Source organism: Arthrobacter sp. BG5 (genome assembly GCF_056680155.1).
In genome coordinates, this window is sequence record NZ_CM155268.1 from 671,478 (window position 1) to 690,842 (window position 19,365).

The 19,365-nt window shown below is 62.3% G+C and carries 13 protein-coding genes; all 13 read right to left on the minus strand.

What is annotated here, in order from left to right:
• Positions 1 to 19 precede the first annotated feature (19 nt).
• Positions 20 to 1,126, minus strand: coding sequence for a glycosyltransferase family 61 protein (locus AC1MBE_RS03020; protein WP_479780795.1), 1,107 nt, complete (start codon positions 1,124 to 1,126; stop codon positions 20 to 22).
• Positions 1,127 to 1,555: 429 nt separating this feature from the next.
• Entirely contained in the window at positions 1,556 to 4,600 is a 3,045-nt protein-coding gene (locus AC1MBE_RS03025) for a glycosyltransferase (RefSeq protein ID WP_479780797.1), read from the minus strand.
• A gap of 179 nt (positions 4,601 to 4,779) precedes the next feature.
• Positions 4,780 to 5,682: a hypothetical protein gene (locus tag AC1MBE_RS03030; RefSeq protein ID WP_479780799.1), complete on the minus strand. Its 903-nt coding sequence runs from the start codon at positions 5,680 to 5,682 to the stop codon at positions 4,780 to 4,782.
• Between the two features lie 11 nt (positions 5,683 to 5,693).
• The gene (locus AC1MBE_RS03035; RefSeq protein WP_479780800.1) at positions 5,694 to 7,964 is read right to left on the minus strand and encodes a glycosyltransferase family 2 protein; all 2,271 of its coding nucleotides are present in this window, start codon (positions 7,962 to 7,964) and stop codon (positions 5,694 to 5,696) included.
• Between the two features lie 6 nt (positions 7,965 to 7,970).
• Complete coding sequence (locus AC1MBE_RS03040) at positions 7,971 to 9,890, minus strand: glycosyltransferase family 2 protein (protein WP_479780802.1); 1,920 nt, start codon at positions 9,888 to 9,890, stop codon at positions 7,971 to 7,973.
• Between the two features lie 4 nt (positions 9,891 to 9,894).
• The gene (locus AC1MBE_RS03045; protein WP_479780804.1) at positions 9,895 to 10,731 is read right to left on the minus strand and encodes a hypothetical protein; all 837 of its coding nucleotides are present in this window, start codon (positions 10,729 to 10,731) and stop codon (positions 9,895 to 9,897) included.
• Entirely contained in the window at positions 10,724 to 12,034 is a 1,311-nt protein-coding gene (gene wecC, locus AC1MBE_RS03050; protein WP_479780806.1) for a UDP-N-acetyl-D-mannosamine dehydrogenase, read from the minus strand. The genes AC1MBE_RS03045 and wecC overlap by 8 nt, the downstream gene beginning before the upstream one ends.
• A gap of 7 nt (positions 12,035 to 12,041) precedes the next feature.
• Positions 12,042 to 13,901 carry a glycosyltransferase family protein gene (locus AC1MBE_RS03055; protein ID WP_479780808.1) on the minus strand — a complete coding sequence of 620 codons (1,860 nt, stop codon included), beginning with the start codon at positions 13,899 to 13,901 and terminating at the stop codon, positions 12,042 to 12,044.
• Between the two features lie 66 nt (positions 13,902 to 13,967).
• Entirely contained in the window at positions 13,968 to 14,867 is a 900-nt protein-coding gene (locus tag AC1MBE_RS03060) for an ABC transporter ATP-binding protein (protein WP_479780810.1), read from the minus strand.
• Positions 14,854 to 15,732: an ABC transporter permease gene (locus AC1MBE_RS03065; RefSeq protein WP_479780812.1), complete on the minus strand. Its 879-nt coding sequence runs from the start codon at positions 15,730 to 15,732 to the stop codon at positions 14,854 to 14,856. The genes AC1MBE_RS03060 and AC1MBE_RS03065 overlap by 14 nt, the downstream gene beginning before the upstream one ends.
• Positions 15,732 to 17,465 (minus strand): glycosyltransferase family 4 protein, encoded by a 1,734-nt coding sequence (locus AC1MBE_RS03070; RefSeq protein WP_479780813.1) that lies wholly within the window; start codon positions 17,463 to 17,465, stop codon positions 15,732 to 15,734. The genes AC1MBE_RS03065 and AC1MBE_RS03070 overlap by 1 nt, the downstream gene beginning before the upstream one ends.
• Positions 17,462 to 18,652, minus strand: a complete 1,191-nt coding sequence (locus tag AC1MBE_RS03075; protein WP_479780815.1) for a glycosyltransferase family 4 protein — start codon at positions 18,650 to 18,652, stop codon at positions 17,462 to 17,464. Before AC1MBE_RS03075 ends, AC1MBE_RS03070 begins: the two co-directional genes overlap by 4 nt.
• A 76-nt stretch (positions 18,653 to 18,728) precedes the next feature.
• On the minus strand, positions 18,729 to 19,346 hold the full coding sequence (locus AC1MBE_RS03080) for a hypothetical protein (protein WP_479780817.1): 618 nt from the start codon (positions 19,344 to 19,346) through the stop codon (positions 18,729 to 18,731).
• Positions 19,347 to 19,365: the final 19 nt, after the last annotated feature.

A 19,365-nucleotide genomic window follows, 5' to 3' on the forward strand; every position in this document is an offset into this window, starting at 1 on the left:
GCTTAGCGTCTGTAGCCGCTTAGACCTTGAAGGCTAGCTCGGGCATGGCGACTGCGACCGTGTCCCGAACGACCTCGATTGAGGCCGTCCACCCAGCGGTTGATTGCCCTTTTCCGTCGTCTTCGAATAGATCGATCCACGCAAGCATTTCCGAAGATTTGCAAAGGGAGAGTGGTCCAGCGTTGGGGTAGCTCAGCTGGCCGAGTTCAATATAGAGCGCTCCTTTACGCCCAAACAAGACGTTCGTCGATCCAGCGCCGTGGGGTGCAATAATCACGGATGCACCTTGAAAGGCTTGGATCTGTTCGCGCAGGGTCATGGTCCCGCCGGTCATCACTTTGAAGCCGTCAAACGCTAGCTCGGTATGTAGCAAATCTTCGTTCACCAAAGGTCGCTTATTGGTGTCTCTTCTGGAGACAACTATCTTTCTTGGCGCCGTATCATTTTGGCCAGCCCAGTTTATGAATATCCGTCTAATTTCGCGTCGATATAGATTATCTGCAAATACAGAGACCCCTGAGAGGAAAGAGCTATAAAGCACAGTTGCCGCACTTGCATGCTGAAACTGATTTATTTCAACTACAGCGGCTCGATCGATGCCCAAGACCAGGAGACTCTCTATCTGCCACTCCTTGAGGGGCTCAGTAAGCACCCCAAACCTAGTCCGCCCGAGTGACTTTCCGAGCTCCCGGCTATGTAAAATTGCCGGAAGGATTTGAGCAAACCAATGCCAATAGTTGCTCTTTGAAGAAGCATTTCCCGCTATGATCCAAGCAATAGAATCATCTAGCACTACTGTTTCATCGCGCAATGACAACTCAATACGCCGTTCGAGGTTGTTTACCAGATAGCGTGACTCACGGACTAGACCGTCCGCAGTTGAGACAATGAAGCCGTTCCCCAGCACGAGCCCATGATGGAACATGAACGCTGTAGCGGCAGGAGCCACCGCAGAAAGACTCTTTTGAAGCCCTACAACCGCGGATCGCTGTTCGTCGTCGATCGACTTCCCTGGCCTTAGCCTGAAGTTGCCGGCGCCCATATCTTCTACGGGCATGCCCGACACGCAGGCAATCGAGGAACCGTCCCTCCAGCCGGTACTCACGATTTTCTTAACCTGGTCCATGCGACATCGATCCTTAGTTTTGAACAGAACTGCGTCCGAACAGCAGCCAATCGATCATAGCGGACGGTGTTGCACAAATTTTGCCCCCATCGAGCGGACGAAATGGCGTCACCCGGACCCACGGCTGGTGTTTGCGGCTGGGCATCCCACTCCCCCTGGGTAACTGCACCTCTGGAAACCACAGGCCACAAAGTGTTCGGTCACCGCGAAGCAAGGCAGGAGATCAGGGCAAGCCCACACCCTGGCATCCCTGTGTCGCCAGCCGGTTTTGCCCTGCGGTCTGCGAACGATAGCAGTGTACTCACCTGAGCATCCTTGTCCGCACGTACCCCGACGGGCGGTCGGTAGGTGTGGCTGTAGCTCAGTCAGGGTCACCGCCCCCGCGTGCCAAACAAGTTATGTGGACTCCCAATTGACAGGTTCGGTTGCTTATTGGGCAGGCCAACTACGTCGAACCGCCTCAAGTAGTGTTGCGGCGCGCTTATCGAAATTGTGTTCCTCCCGCACCATCCGGCTTATCGATGCCATCTCGGCGTCATCGGGGAAACCGTTCGGATCGGTGAGAATGTGGGCAAGTTGCTCCGCGGAAGTATAGGTCCGGACTGCACCCTTGAAGATTTCATCAATGCCATCGACGTAGTCGCTGACCACTCGCGCCCCCGAAGCGACTGCGTCGTACAGGCGATTATTGGCAAATCCCCAGCGTGCCATGTCTTCGAAGTGGTCGTTGAGGACGACTCCCGAAGAACGGTACACCTCGGAGAGATCATCGTTCTTGACGAAGTCGGCCACAACCATTTCCGTCGGAATAAACTGCGCCCAGCGGGGGCCCCAAACGCTGACCCGATGGCCAAGCTCGATGCAATCGGCGACAATCTTGCGTCCGACTGGTTTCCGCGGACCTCCTACGAAAGTCAGGTCGTAGGTAGGTTTCTCGGCGACCTCGCCGGATGGACGAAATCGGCGCGGGTTCGTGGCTTGCGGCAGGTAGTGTGCCTCGATACCCCACTCAGCGCGAACGTGTTCGCACCAGACTCGGGACGCGCCAAAAATAACGTCGAACCCGAGGAGTTCCTCGCGGGTAATCAAGTCGGGCCGGCTGATAGCCCACAAAATATTCGTCTTCCCTGGCTGAGGATCGCAAGGGTGCAGGCCTCGAATCACTAGTACGACGTCGTCCAAGTGATTCGTAGGACGCCCAAAAGCGCCAACCCTGTCCACAACAACTTCCTGGCCGCGGGCAGTCAGTGCCTCTGCAAGATCAGCCGCGTACGGAACGTCACCCCAACGATCACCGCCAGCACTGAAGTCGGCGCCGATCTTGATCGCCCAGCGGAGACTTGGTCCGTGATCGTCCCCGGCACGGGGCCTGACCACCGATGGCTCAGCAGGCTGAAGTTTCGGGTTTCGCGGAGCGGTGAACGCGCGGATGTCCAGGCCGATGTCTCGGTAGTGTTCCCTTATCGACTTGGCAGGCTTGCTTGCCGCCCCCAGCCAGATCGCGTCCGTAGCGGCTAGGGACGGTTGCTCCGCGAAAGCATCTGCTGAATGGTCAACTACCACCGCTGAAGAGTCGCAGACCAGTTCGCCCGCTCCGGCTGCGTTGAATCTCCTCAGGAAATCCGTAACTGATGCTTCGCCCTCAAAGATAGGGTTGAAGCGTCCCATTTGCTCGAACAATCTCGCCCGAACTGCGAAGACTGCTGGTGATAGTTCGTCCAGCGCGCTGCCGTCATGGCGGCAGGCGTCCGCAACATTAAGGCCACGGAACAGGGGAATTGCCACACTGTTCCGGTGTCCTACCGCGCCGGCAGAGACCACGATTCCCGAAGGGTCCGCAACGAGCGGTTGGATGGCAGCCACAGATCCGTCGTCCAGACGCTGCAAAAGCCTCTCAATAGCGCCTCCTCGGACTTCTACGCTCTCCTTGATGAACATCAGGTTCGGTCCGGCTGCGTGAGCGGATGCAATATTGTAGGCGATTGCTTCCGTGTAGCGTCGCGGGAGTTTGATGTACTTCAGATCGGCTAACCCAGTTAGAGCCGACCTCAGGCGAACGGATGTCCGGAAGCCTGGCACTTCGTCTAGGACGATAAGCTCCATCGAACCGGCGTCGACGGTTTCTTGAATCCAGCGGATATTTCGAATAGCCAGGTCGATCTTGTCCGTGACACGCATGATCACTGAAAGGGAAGGCTTCCGAGGACGCTCGGCTACGGCATCCGGAGCAAACCGGTCTTGTACGTTCTTGCCGAGAACTGCATACTCCCAATTCGCCGATTCCCGTCGCGTGATCCTGTCCTCGTTGTGATCGTCCACGTAATCGCAACCAATGAACGGGAAGTACTCAATACTGGCCGTCTTGGTGAGCCGAAGTACCAGGTCGTAGTCGACCCAACGGCGCAAGGAAGTATCGAAGCCGCCCAATTCTCGAACTAGTGACGTCTGCACGACGAGGACATTGAGATCTATGTAGTTTCGAACGAGGAGCTGGCTAGCCGAGACAGGCTGTCCGGTGAACTCATCACGGCTGTTCAGCATCCGAACGGCGGAATATGCGGCTTTGGCCCCGCTTGCGATAAGCCCCGCATACATGTTGCGGAGAAAGTCCGGCCGCCACGTGTTATCGGAGTCAAGGAAAGCAACGAACTCGCCCCGGCAATGCTCGATTCCCCGGTTCCGGGCAGCACAAACGCCCAAGTGGTCTGCTTCGACTAACCGAATCCGGCTGTCCATGTTTGCGAAAGATCGCACGACGTCCCGTGTTCCGTCTGTGCTGCCGTCGTCGACGACGATCAGTTCCCATGATTGCAAGCTCTGCTGGCGCACCGACTCGATGGCACTTCTAATCGCCGACTCCCGGTTCCAGGCAGGCATTACGACGCTGATGACAGTGCCCCGCCGATGTCTGTCAATGGGGACCACCGCAAGGTCTTGAAGCCACTGCTGCTCTTCCGGCTCCGACCACGTCGAAAGGCGTAGCGGTTTCTTACCCAGCTCGTAGGACTTGGCCGTCAGAGCGTGGGCCACGAGGAGCGAGCGAACTGCGGGCCAGGCGGGTGCGGAACCTGGCAGCTTCGTGGGAATGGGCAGAACGCGTTCCTTGTTGGGGCGGTAGCGTGAGAGCAAAACGGACCCGGCCGCGTCTGCTCCCGTGAGCCCCGAGGGGTCAAAAAGCCACGACCATTGGTGCTCCCGCGATGCAGGGCTCCTGAGGTAGGCCAGTAGGAACTCAACATCCCCGGCCTTGTAACGATCGCGCACGTGCGCCGGGAACATACCGATATCGAACAGCGGATGGAAGCTTAGGCCATCCTTCATGCCGTATTGAACGAAATGACGAGCAGCAGTTTGCTTCGACTCGAAATCTTTTCCACACTCCGCGGCGTAGTACTCGGCGTCAAAGATTTCGGTATTGAGGAGTCGTTGACTGCGGGTCGGACCAACTTTGGGGGTGGGGCTAATGGCACTCATCTATTGCCGTTCCTTCTCATAATTCAAAATTGCCGTGGTGCCCGCTGTCCGGCGCTAGCCACAATCTGTTGTCTGACACTGGAGGCTTCTTCTCATCTACCCCGTCCTGACCATGTCGTCGCCCTGCCCGACTTCCGTCTCTTGCCGACCTTCGCGCGCTCAGACGGGCCGAAATCGGGTTAGTCGGGCTGCACAGCCAACTCCACTCCGAAAAACGATGAATGTGCCGCCAAGATATGTGATCTGAATCGTCCTCTGGAGGGAGGTTGGTGTCCTGGCTGGAGGCGCTGCGGCACCAATTCGATGCGCCCAGTCGCATCGTAGCCACCAACAGCTGGGGCAACCCCCAAGGCCTCCGCGAAGGGCACGTAATGCTTGACGTAGTGGTCCGGGTCCCGGGTGTTCTGGACGTACCGCACATAGTTGACGTCGGGCGTCGTCTCATAGAGGTGTCGAAGGTCGAAACGCGCCCGGTGTTCGATCTCGGCCTGCGCATAACTTGGTGCCTCTCCAAAGGCAACGCCCCGGAACTTCTCCACCACAGCTTCATGGTAATCACCGATCCTGGTTTGGGGCGAAAAGCACACGGCCACCGAGCCAGCAATTCTGCGAGAAATTGCCAGTGATGCAAACCCGCCGCCACTGGAACCCGCCAGAAGGACTCTCTCGTACCCAGCGGCCGCAGCGATGTCCTGGACCAGGCTGGTCACATCAGCGGAGAAATCCTGGCCGGAATCGCCAACGTACCAGGCCAAGGCCATGGCACCGTTGAGGTTCAGCGTTGAGTCGGCGATAAACAGCTGGGCTGCATCGAAGGGCGCCAGCGAATTTCTCCACTCGAAACGTGGCAGTTGATACTTGGATCTCTGGAGAGAACCGTGAAAGCTCACTATGAGCGTCTTCGACTGTCTGGGAGCGTACAGGGCAGTGATGTCCAAGTGCCCACCGGACGCAGGCGTTACCACAAACTCGTAAACCTCGGACGCTGAATGGTCTATCTGGCTGGTCGAGGCATACCGATGGATCTCCACCGCATTGCGTTCGTCCCATTCGACTGCGGTCCCTGTGGATGGCAAGTTCACAGTTGTTTTTCCTAACTTGAGGGGAAGATATTGGAACCGGTTGGCAAGAGCAGCGATGCCGGTTCGTTGCCAGCTGTGGCCAGGTCCCCTTCATCCAGCTCCGGGGTTGAAACCTCAACTTGGCGGGACCGCGATATGACTCTAGCAATATACGGGTCGTCGGAAAGCCAGGTGACCGGGGCCTTGAAGACTTCTGCCGCGTTACGTTCCACCGCTTCAACGTCATACTTGTGCTCATCGGATTCGCTCACGTATGGCGGCTGGTCCGCGTGGACAATAACCCGGCCCGCACGATGGCCGCTGCTGAGCGCCCGACTGTACTGAAACGCCGTCGGATCGTAGATGCTGACGGTGCCACAAGAGACGTTGTCCGTCAGCTCCACCCGGTGGAGCTGTCCGGCAGCGAAGGCATCCAGAAGTGCACTGGAGAACGACTTATCAATGGCTTGGGCGTGCAGCAGACTGGGGAAGTGCATGACCCCTATCCGGAAGCCCTGCTCGGTGGCCGCCCGTAGATCTTCGAACATTCGCTGCCCTGTGCCCGAAACATCGCCGAAATCGCCAACAAACAACCTGTCGAGCTGCAGGGATTGGTGCCGATCCGGGAGGAACCGGTATGGCGCAGGAAAGGCCCGCTCAGTCTGAGGAAAGGGCAAATAACCGTTGTGCCTGCCGAGGCGAATTCTGCTGTGCCAGTGTTCGTAGGAGTCGCGGTAGGCGACCCTGTCCGGCGCCCGATAGCCCAAGCGGAAGTCGTCAATCGAGAGATTGGAGTAGCTCACCAGCGACAGCGTCAAGGGTGCCTCGCACACTTCCAACGGCTCGTCGGCCTGCACCAGCGTGCGGTAGCGAAGAATGAACTCAGTGTCTGCCGCCTTGCGCACGGCGTCCCAATGACCCAGCCGTTCCCTGATGGTGTCGACATGGAACATCGTTGAGACGTGCGCGGGGGTAATGAATGCTCCCCTCCATCCCCGGTAGTGAAAGAACAAGTCTTCATCCACCCGAGTCCAAGGTGCGGAGACCAACCTCCTGTCGGCCTGTTGCTCGGCCGCGCGGACCAGTAATTCGATCTTCTGCGGATGCTGCCAATCGTCCCCATCGAAAATCGTCAGAAACTCGCCGGAGGCCATCGAATAGCCTAGGTTACGCGATGTGTAAGCGCCGGAGTTCTCCGGGTTCAACACCACCCTGATGCGTTCGTCCACCTCGGCCCATTTGTTGAGCCGCTCAGCAGCGTCACCGCCGGAGCCATCGTCGACAATAATGATTTCGAGGTTCCGATGACTCTGGTTGACTGCAGATTGGATAGCTAGATCGGTGTATTCATCCGGCCGATAGACAGGCATGACCACCGTGACGAGTGGACCTTGCGTTTCAGGTTCCGGTGTTTCGGCTGCGAGCCTGAGGAAGGCGGATTCAGAACCCTCCCTAAGCGACAATCGGGCGAGTCCAGCTTTCTCGTAAACTGCGTTGATCTCCTTCAGCCACGGCTCGAAGTCGGCAGATGACTCTTTGTGTGGATTCGCGGCATTGGCCCGGAATAGATGCAGGTCGTTCCCGTTCGCCGAAGTCTCGTTGTAAAGGCCCTGCAAGCGGATCACTGCAGAAACCTGCCCGGTCCGTGCCAGAGCGTCCAGGAAGAACTCACCCCGGCGTTTGTGCAGGAACGGCTTGACACCGACTTTCTCATAGACGTAGGCGTACAAGGTCGCAGCGTTGAGAATGTCGTCTTTGAGAATATTCTGCCTGAAACAAAGATCAGCTAAGTGGGCCAACGCCGACGGAGCAGCAGCCTCAAGGACATGCTCGACCCGTTCCCGGGATTTCCCGCCCAACCGGTACATGTCCAAACCGGATGCCATGTCCGCCCAGCCCCAAGCGCCAGAAGTCGCCGAACTGACCAAGACTTCCCGTCCCTCCACCGAGCGAAGCTTGGTCAGCCGCTGAACCAGCATGCGTCTGGGCAAGCTGGACCGTCTCCCCCACGATGCGAGCGCACCAGGTCGCATCTGCGGGACGCTTACATCGACGGCGGGCCCGGTGCCTACTCGTGCTGCGCGGAGCGCCGCACGACGGGCTGCCCTCAGTCGACGGTCAAGGCGCACGACGGCGTACAGCACGGTCACACCAAAAGCGGCTAGAAATGATGTAAGAAGCCAAAGATTCCGTGCATAGGCCGCAGCAACCACCACCGCCAAAAGGAAAACAAAGCCAACGGCTGCCAGCTTCTTTTTCGGCGAAAGTCGCGCATACCTGCGGAGGGTTTGGAGAAAATTCATTTCGACCTAAATTTGCGGACTGGTAGCGGAGCTAAATTGTGCTTGGACGGACGCTGGGGCTCCGGCGAAATGGCTGCGCATGCCTTCTTGCCTTGTTTCCGCTGGGCTTCCTGCGACGGCACCAATCTGCGGGGGCGGCCGGAAGCCGTCCCATTGCTCTGCAACACTCTGCAGGAAAGTGCTATCTTCCGGGTTCCAGGTATGGCCGCCGTGAGAATCCGCGCCGGAGTGGCGGTGCATCATGTAGTTCTGGCCGTGCGAGCGGTAGATGAGTCCGCCGGCGGCCTGGACAGCCTGGAGGAGGCACCGATCCACGGCGCGGTGCACAGGCCTCCATCCGCCAAGCTGGCGAAGCTCGTCCCGGCCCAGCATCATGGTGCCGCCGGCCACGTGGTCCGAGTACTGCTCACCGAGGGGAGGCCTGCGGGTGGTGATATCCAGACTTTCCAGGTACACGAACTCAACCTGCGAGCCCACCAGGGTGGCACCGCTGTAGTCCTTGGCGTGAACGAGGTCGCGCAGGTGGTGCGGGCCGTACCAGTCGTCGTCGTCCATCTTGCAGACCAGATCGCCGCTGGCGGCGTTGACGCCGGCATTCAGGACCTGGCCAAAAATCATGTCGGCCGGGACGGAGCGCACCAACAGCTCGCCGGGATATGTCTGGACGGCACGCCGGACCTCCGGATGTTCCGCGTCGAAGCCGTGCAGCACCACCACCACCTCCACGGATTTCCAGCTCTGGCGGGCCAGCTGTTCCAAGGAGGACGCCAGCTTCTCGGGCCTGCGGGTAGCCAGCACCACGCTCACGGAGGGCAGCGGGAGTAGTGGCTTGCCCAGCTCGCCCAGCACGGTGTTCCAGACGGCCTTCGGGCTGTAAAGATCCAATGCTGTGCGCCGAAGCCCGATCGACTTCGATTCCCTCACTACCGGCGGGTCGGCGGCGTCGAAAGCGTCAAGGTGTTCCAGGAGTTGATCACCGAGCAGGGTCCGGACTTGGGCAGCCAAATTCCGCGCCAGGAGGGGCACTCCGGCGACAGCCAGCTGGCTCAGACGCCGGGCCAGCTCACCGTCCAGGCCGCTGAAGCGGGCGCCGTCCACCTCAACGTAGTTATGCGGCCGCAGGGCGGCGAGGTCCGATTCGTGCAGGACTCCCCCGGCGAGCTCGAACGACTCGAGCGGCCGCGCAGGCTTTTCCGGGTACGGCAGGAAACCCATCGGTGAAACAACCGCGGTGTCAACGGGAGGCAGTACCCTCCCCGTCGGCGTCCAGACCGGCGGAGTTACCCGCCCAGGGTGGACCGCGATGTGTTCGCCCAGCTGCTGCCTGAGCTTGCCGTCCCCCACGAGTACGTCTACGGGATAGATGTCATCCGGCTCGGGCTGCAGCAGCGCCTCGGTCATGAAACTGCCCAGCGTGTCCCCGGCCAGCCAGGCGACGTCAGCCGGCTCCGTGAAGCCCACACGCAGTCCCCCCAGTACAGGCGGACGGTTGGCGGGCGACGCACAGCGCAGTGCCGCGAGGCCGGCAGCATGGACATTCACCCATTTGCCCCCTTCGACTACAACCGCGAGGCCGAGCCCCGGCACGGTCAGAGCGGAGGTGCCTGCCTTGGCCTGGAGGCTCCGCGGAGTCCAGGCCGGCAGTTCGTCCGCCGGGAAGAGTCCCCGTATGACCAGCACAACGCGTTGCGCCCGTCCCTCACTGCGGAACAACGGCAGCAGGCCCCGGGCCTCGGCCAGCGATTCCGCCTGCACAACATAGCTGTCCCACCACAACTGTTCCGCCGGAACGCCGTGCTCCCAGTCGGTAGCTACCGTGGGATCGCGGTGCTCCCAGTCCGTGCGGGCATAGTCCAAACCCAGGTCCAACGCCAGCTTTGCCATAGGGTATGCCGCCGACCCCACCGCCACGCTCTTGATCTGCATGCTGTTAGCTCCCGGCCCGGCCGGTGCGGGCTTTGAGGCGGACCAGGATGTAGGCAGGACCCTTGCGGGCGATCGCCCGTGCCCGTGAAAGGCCGCGGTTCGGTGCAAACCCCTGCTCCAGGCGGCGGCGCTCCATCTCGGACTTCCTCAGCCTTGCTTCGAGCTGCCGAATCCTTTCCTCGTAATCCTGGCGGGTGGCGCTGTCCGAAAGGTCCCTCACCACGATGTTGAGGTCCAGGCTTGCCGCAGCGCCCTTGCGCAAATGCAGTTTGGGTTTGGGCCGGCGGAAGTCGTGCAGGCCCAGCGCGTTGCCCGATACCCAACGCTCGCCACCGGCCTTGCGCGCGGCCTTCTCCGGGTCGCCTTGCTCCGAGAGCCTCCGGAGGATGCCCGTCTCCCAAAATTCGATCGCACCGGCCTGGCCATCCACCAGTGCACGAAGGACCAGCGCCTCCGACTGCTGCAGGCTCTCAATCATTGCCTCGAGCGAATGCAGGCCCAACGCCGTTCCGGCGCCGAGCACCAAAGTGAAGCCCGCCTCGACGAGATCGGTCCGGTCAGTGCCGACGAAGGAAAAACGCCGGTCGGTAGCGAGCCATTGCTCCAGTTGGGGCCGGGTGCCGGCCTCCGCAAGGATGTCGACGGCGAAATCCTGGCTGGCGGAGCCGAAAAGCGATGCGACAGTACCTGCAATCTCCAGGTCCGACGCCTTTGCGGCCCGGACCAGGATCTTGACAAGGGGCGTTTCGCGACGCGGGGTGTGCAGGGTTTTGAGGGCAAAACCAGTCTGGCGCAGTTGCTCTTCGATCGGCTCTGAGAGGCTCTGGACTCCCCTATCCACCGGCGCCGGCTCCCACCGGGATGTGCTGGAGGCTCGCTTCCGCAACATCGGGCTGGTTCCAGATGCCCTTGGTGTCGATGATCTGCTTGCCTTCCAGGGACGCCGGGTCAACGGTCAGGAAGTCATCGTGATCCACCAGGAGCATCACCAGGTCTGCCTCGGCTATCGCCTCGTCCTGGCCGTGGAGCCGCGAGAGGCCGGACCCGGCCAGCGCCGCAGGCAGTTCCTCGACGTTGGGGTCGACAACCAGGATGGTGCTCGCCGGCAACTGCTTCACGAGTTCCTGCACGATCGTCACCGACGGCGACTCGCGGACGTCGTCGATATTGGCCTTGAAGGCCAAACCCAGGACCGCGACGGTGGCGCCCGGTTTATCGGCGAGGGCTTCCACTGCCTGCCGGACCACGTGGAACGGCTTGGAATCATTGACCTCCCGGGCGGTCCGGATCAAGCCGGAGTGCTCCGGGACGGCGTCCACAATGAACCATGGGTCCACGGCAATACAGTGCCCGCCGACGCCGGGACCGGGGCGCAGCACGTTGACGCGCGGGTGGTGGTTCGCCATCTCGATCAGCTTCCACACGTCGATGCCAAGCTTGTCGCAAATGATTGACAGTTCATTGGCGAAGGCGATGTTGACGTCACGGAAAGTGTTTTCCACCAGCTTCGTCATTTCGGCGGTTGTGGCGTCCGTCAGCAGGATTTGGCCCTGGCAGATGACTTCGTAGAGCCGCTTGGCCAGCTGTGCGCCTTCCTCTGTGAGGCCGCCAATGACGCGGTCGTTCGTGACGATCTCAATCATGATGCGTCCGGGCAGCACGCGTTCCGGGGAATGCACCACGTGCACCTGCCCGCGGCCGCCGGCTGCGTCGAGGGACAGATCCGGGCGGAGTTCCATGAGGTAGGCGCCCAAGCGCTCCGTGGTGCCCGGAGGGGACGTCGATTCCAGGACCAACAGCTCGCCGCCCCGCAGCTTCGGTGCCAGCGCCTCAACGGCGCTGCGGAGGTAGGAAAGGTCAGCGCCTTTGCCCTCGGCCAGCGGGGTGGGCACGGCGATGATGTACGCGTCGGCTGCCGGCACCGTGGTCATGGCCACCAAGTACCCTAGGTTGACCGCGCCGGAGACCACCACAGCCATGTCGGGCTCCACAAAGGGCACTTCGCCGCGGTTGACGGCGTCGACGGTCGCCTGCTTCACGTCGATGCCGGCCACGAGCTTGCCCTTGGCGGCAAAACTGGCGGCCGTGGGCAGGCCGATGTAGCCGAGTCCGATGACCGCAACATCAAAAATCGTCTCGTCCATGTTTCCCCTAAACAGAAATGTGGTCTTCGGGCGAACCGAAGAACTGAATCTTTGAAGAAGCCAAGAGCTCTTCATTGGTAATAGGCCAGGTGTGCGAGGACACGTCCGCGCTGCGCATCTGGCAGTAGTTGAATCGGTCCGCCGAATATATCCGGCCGCCCGCCTCAATCACGTCGCTGAGGAAGCGCGAATCTTCTCCGCGTTGCAGCGGCTCGAAAGAAAAACGCCGGAACGTGTCCGTGGTGGCGAAAATCGTGGGACCGGAGACGGCTTCGACGTACCGGTGCTCCAGCTGCGGATTTCGCAGGATGGTCGCCCCGGCACCGGCAAGGTGCATGTAGTGCGCCCGCTTGCCCACCACATCGGCCTCCGAATACATCAAAGCGTGGACCTGGTCGCCCAGGTAGAGCGGGCTGTAGACGTCGTCGTCGTCCCATTTGGTGGCGAACCGGCCGTCCGCGCGCGCCACCAGGGCATTGAGGCACTCACCGAGCGTCGTCAGCTGCGGTTCCTGCAGGACGACGACGTCGGCAAGGCCGGCTGCCAGGCACTGTCGCCGGAACGCGGCGTCGTCCAGCTGGAAACCATGGGCGAGGTAGACCAGCTGGACGTCGACGCCCTGTTGGGCGGCAACACCGGCAAGGACATGGTCCAGCTGTTGCGGCCGGAAACTCGATACCAGTACGGATACCTGGGGCCGGGATGCCGGTGAGGCCAACGCAGGCTGTGCAGCCGCCGCGATGGCCTGCGCCCGATGGCTATACGTGTGCTCGGCCCAGATCCTGCGTTGGGCCTTGTGGACGAGGCGTTGCGCATAGTCCGGGTTGGCGGTGAGGGCTTCCAGCAGGTGGGTGGCGGCCTCGCGGGTCTCTGCCGTGGGAATCTCTCCCTGAGGGAAGAATTCCGTGATGGCCAGGCTGGGGGTTGACACTACGCATGTCCCGGCCGCCGTGATCTCAAAAATCCTCCGGGCGCACATCGATGGCGAGTCCGTAACGGAGTTGACGTTAAGGAACACTTTGTACGCCTTGTAGGCGGTGAGCATCTGCTTATAGGACAGCGACCCCACCACATGCTTCTTGAGAAGTCCGGGGAACTGGTACTGCGGCTCCCCGCCCAGCTGCCGCGAAAAGATCTCGAACCCCGGGCGCTTACCCGCCGTCGCGTCCACGGCCGCCCCCAGCAGATAGTCCATCTGCCGCCGGCGGTCCTCATACTTGTGGGCAAAATACATCCCGGCGAAGGCGACCTCCCGGGCATGCCAACCGTGCCGGGTCCTGGCGGGGTTGTGGATCCGTGGCTGCGCTGCGAACGGCAGCACGGATACCCGGCTGTGGCCCAGGTCCGACCGGTAGCGCGGGAGCATGTTCGCGTCGGTGGTGAAGACGTGATCGAACAGTCTGGCGGCGGGGAGGAAGTCCTCGTAGTGCGGCGGATCCTCCTTGTTCCAGAAGACCGCCGGCAATCCGGCGGCCCGGCAGCCTGCGACCAGTTCCCGGAAAGCGGCCGAGGGTCCCGCGGGGCCAGTGATTTTGCCCCGCCACAGCCCGACGTTCCCGGCCCACGCGGACTCGACTACGACGAAGTCCAGTGCCTCGTCACGGAGCTGGACCTCCCAGCTGTCGGGCCTGAGCGCGACGACGGTCCACTCTGCGGCGAACGCCGCCGCGGAAAAGTCGTCCATGATGATGCCGACGCGCAAGTTGGGGTTGCGCGGCTGCCCCACACCGATGGACGCCTCCCTAAAAACAAGGCGACGGCCACGTCCCAGCCCGCGCCACGCTCCCTCCGCGCCCCGGACGCCGGCCAGGCTGGCCTCGTCACGCTCGGTCCCGCTGCGGTGGAGGTAGCTTTTAACCTGTCCCATGCCGCCTTGGCGGGCATGCCACAGGGCACGCCGCCAGTACGCCGTTTTTTCTCGAAAACCCATCGTCTACCTGGACCGCTTCCAGCCGTTGGGGAGCAGCGTGGTCCGCATCTCAGGCAAGCTTGCCATCAGCTCGGCGCGGATTTTACGGCCGTAGTCGGCATTGCCCTCGTTCATCCGCCAGATGAAGTCACGGTATTGCTTAGCTACGTCATCCGGGGTTCCGTCCATGATGAAGTCGCCCTTGTCGATCCAGATGGCGCGGTTACACATGTCCGTGATGGTGCTGAGGCTGTGGCTGACCACGAACACGGTCCCGGCCTGGCTGGTCACTTGCTCCATCCGCTTTTTGGACCGGTCCTTGAACTGCGCGTCACCGGTGTTGAGGGCTTCGTCCACCAGGAGGATCTCCGGGTCCACGGCGGCGGCAATCGCAAAACGAAGGCGGGCACCCATGCCCGAAGAATACGACTTCATCGGATGGTAAATCTCGTGCTCCAGCCCGGACATTTCAACGATGTCATCGAACTTGGCGTCCACCTCGGCGTGGCTCATCCCCATCGCCAAACAACCGAGCCGGATGTTCTGTGCCCCCGAAATCGAGTTGATCAACGCTGCGTTCACCCCAAGCAAGATGGGGTTGCTCGCGGCGTAGACGCTGCCCTCGTCCGGAATGATCAGCCCGGCCAGCACCTTCATCAGGGTGCTCTTGCCGGAGCCGTTCCGGCCGATCACGCCGATGGAATCGCCCTGGTTCGCGACGAAGGACACTTTGTTCAGCGCCGTGGTCCGCACCTGACCATCGCCTCGCTGAGATCCGCGCCACGCCCTCAGGACGGAGGTACGGGCATTGGTCCGGCCGCCAGATTGGTTCTTGGTTCGGTAGACGACGGTGATGTCGTCTACCACCACTGTCGGCTCTAACATTGCGGCCTCGGTTATTTCACTCATCTCAGACTCGTCCATAACGTTCCTCTCCGCGCCAGAAGACAATAAGCCCCAAAGCCACCGACGCCAGCGCCCAAACGGTCAGCACCACCCAACTGCGCCAGGACGGTGTGGTGTCGTAGAGGACCGAGTCGCGGGTGATCTTGATAACCAAGAACACCGGATTGAAGTCCATGATGGTGCGGAGCACGGGGTAGTTGTCGAACCGGTGTTCCGAGAAGAAGACCGCAGAAGCGTACATCCACAGACGCGTCACAAACGACAGCAGCATCCCGAGGTCTGGAACCCGTAGGATCAGCGGAGCAAGCAACATGCCGATACCCAGGTTGAACAAAAACTGGAGCAAAATAGCAGGAACTATCAAGAGCCACCGCCATGAAATCACCTCAGCCGGGGCCGTGAAGATGATCAACAGCAACATCACGATCGTCACGGGAATGTTGGACAACAGCTCACGAACGTTCAGGGAAATGGGGAGCGCGGCACGTGGGAATTGAAAAGCCCGGATCATCGAGGTGTTGCTGGTGAGCGATTTTGCCCCGCCTAGGACCGACCGCGTCGTCATCTGAAACGTAAACGTCCCAATGAGCAGGTAGCCAATGAAGTTATCGATGCCAGTGCTGGTGTCCAGGAGCAATCCGAAAATCAGGTAGAAACTCAGGCCACTAAGCAGCGGGGTCAGCACCAGCCAGGCAGCGCCCAAATTCGTCTTGTCGTGGCCGCTCTGAACTCGTGACCGGGCGTCGAAATAAATGAAACTCCGCCGGTCCCAAAGCTGCACCAGGTAGTCCAGCAAATCGGGCCGCTGACCCACCTTGCTCAGCCGGGCCAGGTTGACGGGTACAGAGACGGTGGGAGCCTCAGCCTGTTCCTTGATGCTCATCAGATGCTTACTCCCAGCTTTCCCAGCTCTGCTGCCAAGGCCGCCACGTTGGCAGCCCATGTTCTTTCCCGCAATACCCGGGACCGGCCCGCCGCCCCCATTTGCTCCGCAAGCTCAGGGTTCGACAGCAAATCCATCAGCACCTCAGACAATTCAGCCGGATCGTCAGCTGTGGGCAACCGTCCGTTCACCCCGTCCTCGACGATTTCCGCCAGGGCCGGCAGCTTGCTCGCCACCACCGGACGGCCACAGGCCAGTGCTTCCACCGGCTTGAGCGGCGTCACGGACCGGGTCACTTCCAGATCCTTGCGTGGCACCACAAAGACATCCAAAGCCTGGTGGTAGCGCACCGCTTGCTCGCGCGGTACCCGCCCGGTAAAGATGATGCGGTCGCCGTAGCCTGACCGCCGGGCTTGAACCTCAAGCGCGGGGCGGGAGACGCCGTCTCCCACAATCAGCAGCTTCAAGTCCGGCAGGCGCGGGGCGAGGAGGACAAATGCCTCGATAAGGTCATCGAGGCCTTCATAGGCTACCAAACTGCTCACAGTCCCGATGTACTGTCCCGCTTCGTTGAGCCCAAGCTCACGGCGTGCGGAGGCGGCGTCCAGCGGTTCCTCAAGAAAACCACCGCCCACGGCGTTCGGGGCGATCAGGACTTTGCTTTCCGGAATGCCGGCGGCGGCAATGTTGGCCTTCATGGCGCTCCCCAGCGTCACTACCAGGTCCGCGTCCCGCATTACCTCGGCCTCGCGCTCCTGGAACAGGCGGTAGCGTTCGCTTTCCTTGGCGGCCGGTCCACGCGTCGAAGCCCAAGTGTCGGCCAGTTGCCCCCGCACCTCATACACCCACGGAATACCCACGGCCTGGGCCACGGCCCGGACCACCAAGGCGTTCACGTGGTGCGTGGTGGTGTGCAACACGCACGGCCGGAACTCCAGTACGACGTCCAGCAGTTCCGCGGCCTGTTGCTGCAGCCGTGCATCCACCGTTGCCGCCAGCTTTCCCGGAAGGAGCCGCCGGTAGCGGACGCCGTCCACCTTATCGAGCGGCTTGGCGAAGATCTTGCCCACTTGGACGGGATAGCCCAACCTGGTCACCGCCTGGACGTCCCAGCCGGCAGCCTGCTGAGCGGCGAGGATGGAGTGGGAACGCTGCGCATAGCCGCTTGAGGTGTGCGGCAGCGAGTTGGTGAGCAGATGCAGCACGCGGCCCGGGACGGCGGTGTATTCCACTCGGTCCAGTACCGGTGCCGCGCCGTTGAGGACGCTCACCTCGGCTGCCAGCCGGGCCCGCTGGCCACGGCGCGCACGGCCGCTACCCGCCAGGACCGCGACGGCTTCGGTGGCTGCGCCGTCGTACCAGAATCGGCGGGCGCGGGCACCGTCCAGACCCGGTGCGCCTTCCGCACGGCCGAGGAAATCATCGGCCAGGGCAGGCAGCTGGGCGGCGAGGGCCACGTCGGCGAGGCGCCGGGCAGGCTCCCCTGTGGCGGCGGAGGCCAGCAGCAGCCGTCGCTCAACCTCGGCGTTGTTGCCTTTTACCAGCGAGGCGAGCAGGACGGGAATTGCAGCCGAGTCCCCGGGGGCGAAACGCGACACCGCCGCCACGAGAGGCCCCACCAGCCGGGCTGGAAGCCGGCGGCTGAGCTGCAAGAGCAGCAAGAACGGATCATCGGTCAGGTGGGTGCCAGCCACCCCCGCGGCCAGCCGAAAATTACGGTAGAGCTGGGTCATCGGGAGGAGACCGGCTCCCGGTTCAGCAGCTTTGCGATCAGTCCCATGTACTGATCTGCAAGCAGGGAATACTCCGCGTGCTCCTTGACCCACTGACGGCTCGTTTCGTCCCGTACCAGCCGCGAGCGGTCCGCCGCCAGCTCGCGCCACAGCTCGGCCACGGCTTCCGGGCCGCTGGCGACAATGTCGCCCGCCTGGGCATCCGTGATGATGCGGGCGGCTTCACCAATGACGATTGCCGTGACATGACGGCCCAAGGACAGGACCTCATAGGTCTTCGAGGGCACGGTTGTTTCGAAGGACTTCCAATCGTCCCGCAGCGAGACGATGCAGGTGTCTGCCGAGGCGTAGCGCTCCAGGACGGCCTGGCCATGCAGCGACGGGTGGAAGGTGACTGGGGCGTTGAGCTCACGCGCCAGCTTCTGCAGCGCCGGCTTCCGGGTACCGTCACCCACCAGGTGCAGGTGCATTGAGTCCCCTACCAGCGCACTGGCACGGATAATGACCTCCAGCCGCTGGCTGGCGCCGTGGTTGCCAAGGTACAAAGCCTCAAAGTCTTCGCGCTCCGGCTCTGGCGGGGCCAGCACGGGAATTGTGTCGACGTGCAGTCCATTGCTGACAGTGGCGACGTTCCTAATGCCGCGTCCGCGCAGGGTCTCCGCAAATCCTTCCGTGACGGTCACCACCAGGTCGGCACGATGCTGGATGAAGTCCACGGCCACCTCCACGACACTCTTGACGCGGCCCTTGACCATGCGCGAGTCACGGGCAAGGTCAGGCCAGGCGTCGCGCATTTCGACGATCAGCGGAACGCGCCGGAGGCGGGCCAGCAGGTACCCGGCGGCCAGGATTGGCAGGCTCGGCGCGGTGGCAATCACGACGTCCGGCCGGCGGGTGAACAGTCCGGCCGGAACGGACATAATGGCGGAGAAGCAGTGATCGATGAACCGCGTCAGCTGCGAACTTCCGTGCGGCAGGTACGGGACCCGGCGGATCAGCTCCGTGAACTGTCCCTCTTGCCGCCGGAACGGGCGGCCGGCACGCTCTTCGGGCAGCTCGCGACGTCCGGCCGGGGAGTGGGCCACCGGCGTGATTACCTCAATGTCCCAGCCGCTGGCGCAGAATTCCTTGAGCAGGGCGGTCCAGCGGCGCTGGGGCGGGCTGCTCTCCGGCCAGTAAGAGTGCACCAGTAGGCTGACCCGAATAGGCCGACCCGTTGCGCGGGAATTTTCTGACTGGTTCGCGGGGACTCCGCGGGCCACGCTAGCGACCGCCCTTGGAGGTCACGCGGCCTTTGGCGCCCAGAACGCGGAAGTAGGCGAAGCCTGCCGCCAGGAGGACCAGGACGGTAGCCAGTTGCACCGCGAACGGGCTGCCGGTAGCCGCCGTCACTGCCGCCTGGATGACCGGCGACGACTGGATCACGGGGTTTTCCTGGGCCCGCTCCGGCGCAGAAGTCTTGGAAGGGGCAGCCGACGCCGGCGCGGCCGAGGCTTTAGCCGAGGGAGTCGCCGTCGGCGTTGGCGTGCTTTCCTCGACGGGCTGGGTCGGTACCACCGCGGGAACCACGGGCGCGACCGGCACCGGTGACTGGTTGACCGGCGCTGGCGGGACGACCACGGGGGCGGCCGGGGCCGGGCCGGCCGGCGGTGGTGTGGGTGCAGCGGGGGCCGGCTTGGGCTGCGCAGGAATTACCGGCGGATCCGACGGGGCCGGATCCGGCGCGGGGGCAGGAGCGGGGTCGGCCGGGGCGGGATCAGACGGCGCCGGATCCACGATCACGATGGGATCAGGGGCAGGCGTGACCGCATCTTCCGCGTAGGCGGGGGCTGCGCCAAGGCTGAGGGCGAGGACGGCAGCTGCGCCGAGCGCCGCCGTCATGGTCCTTTGGGCGGCCCGG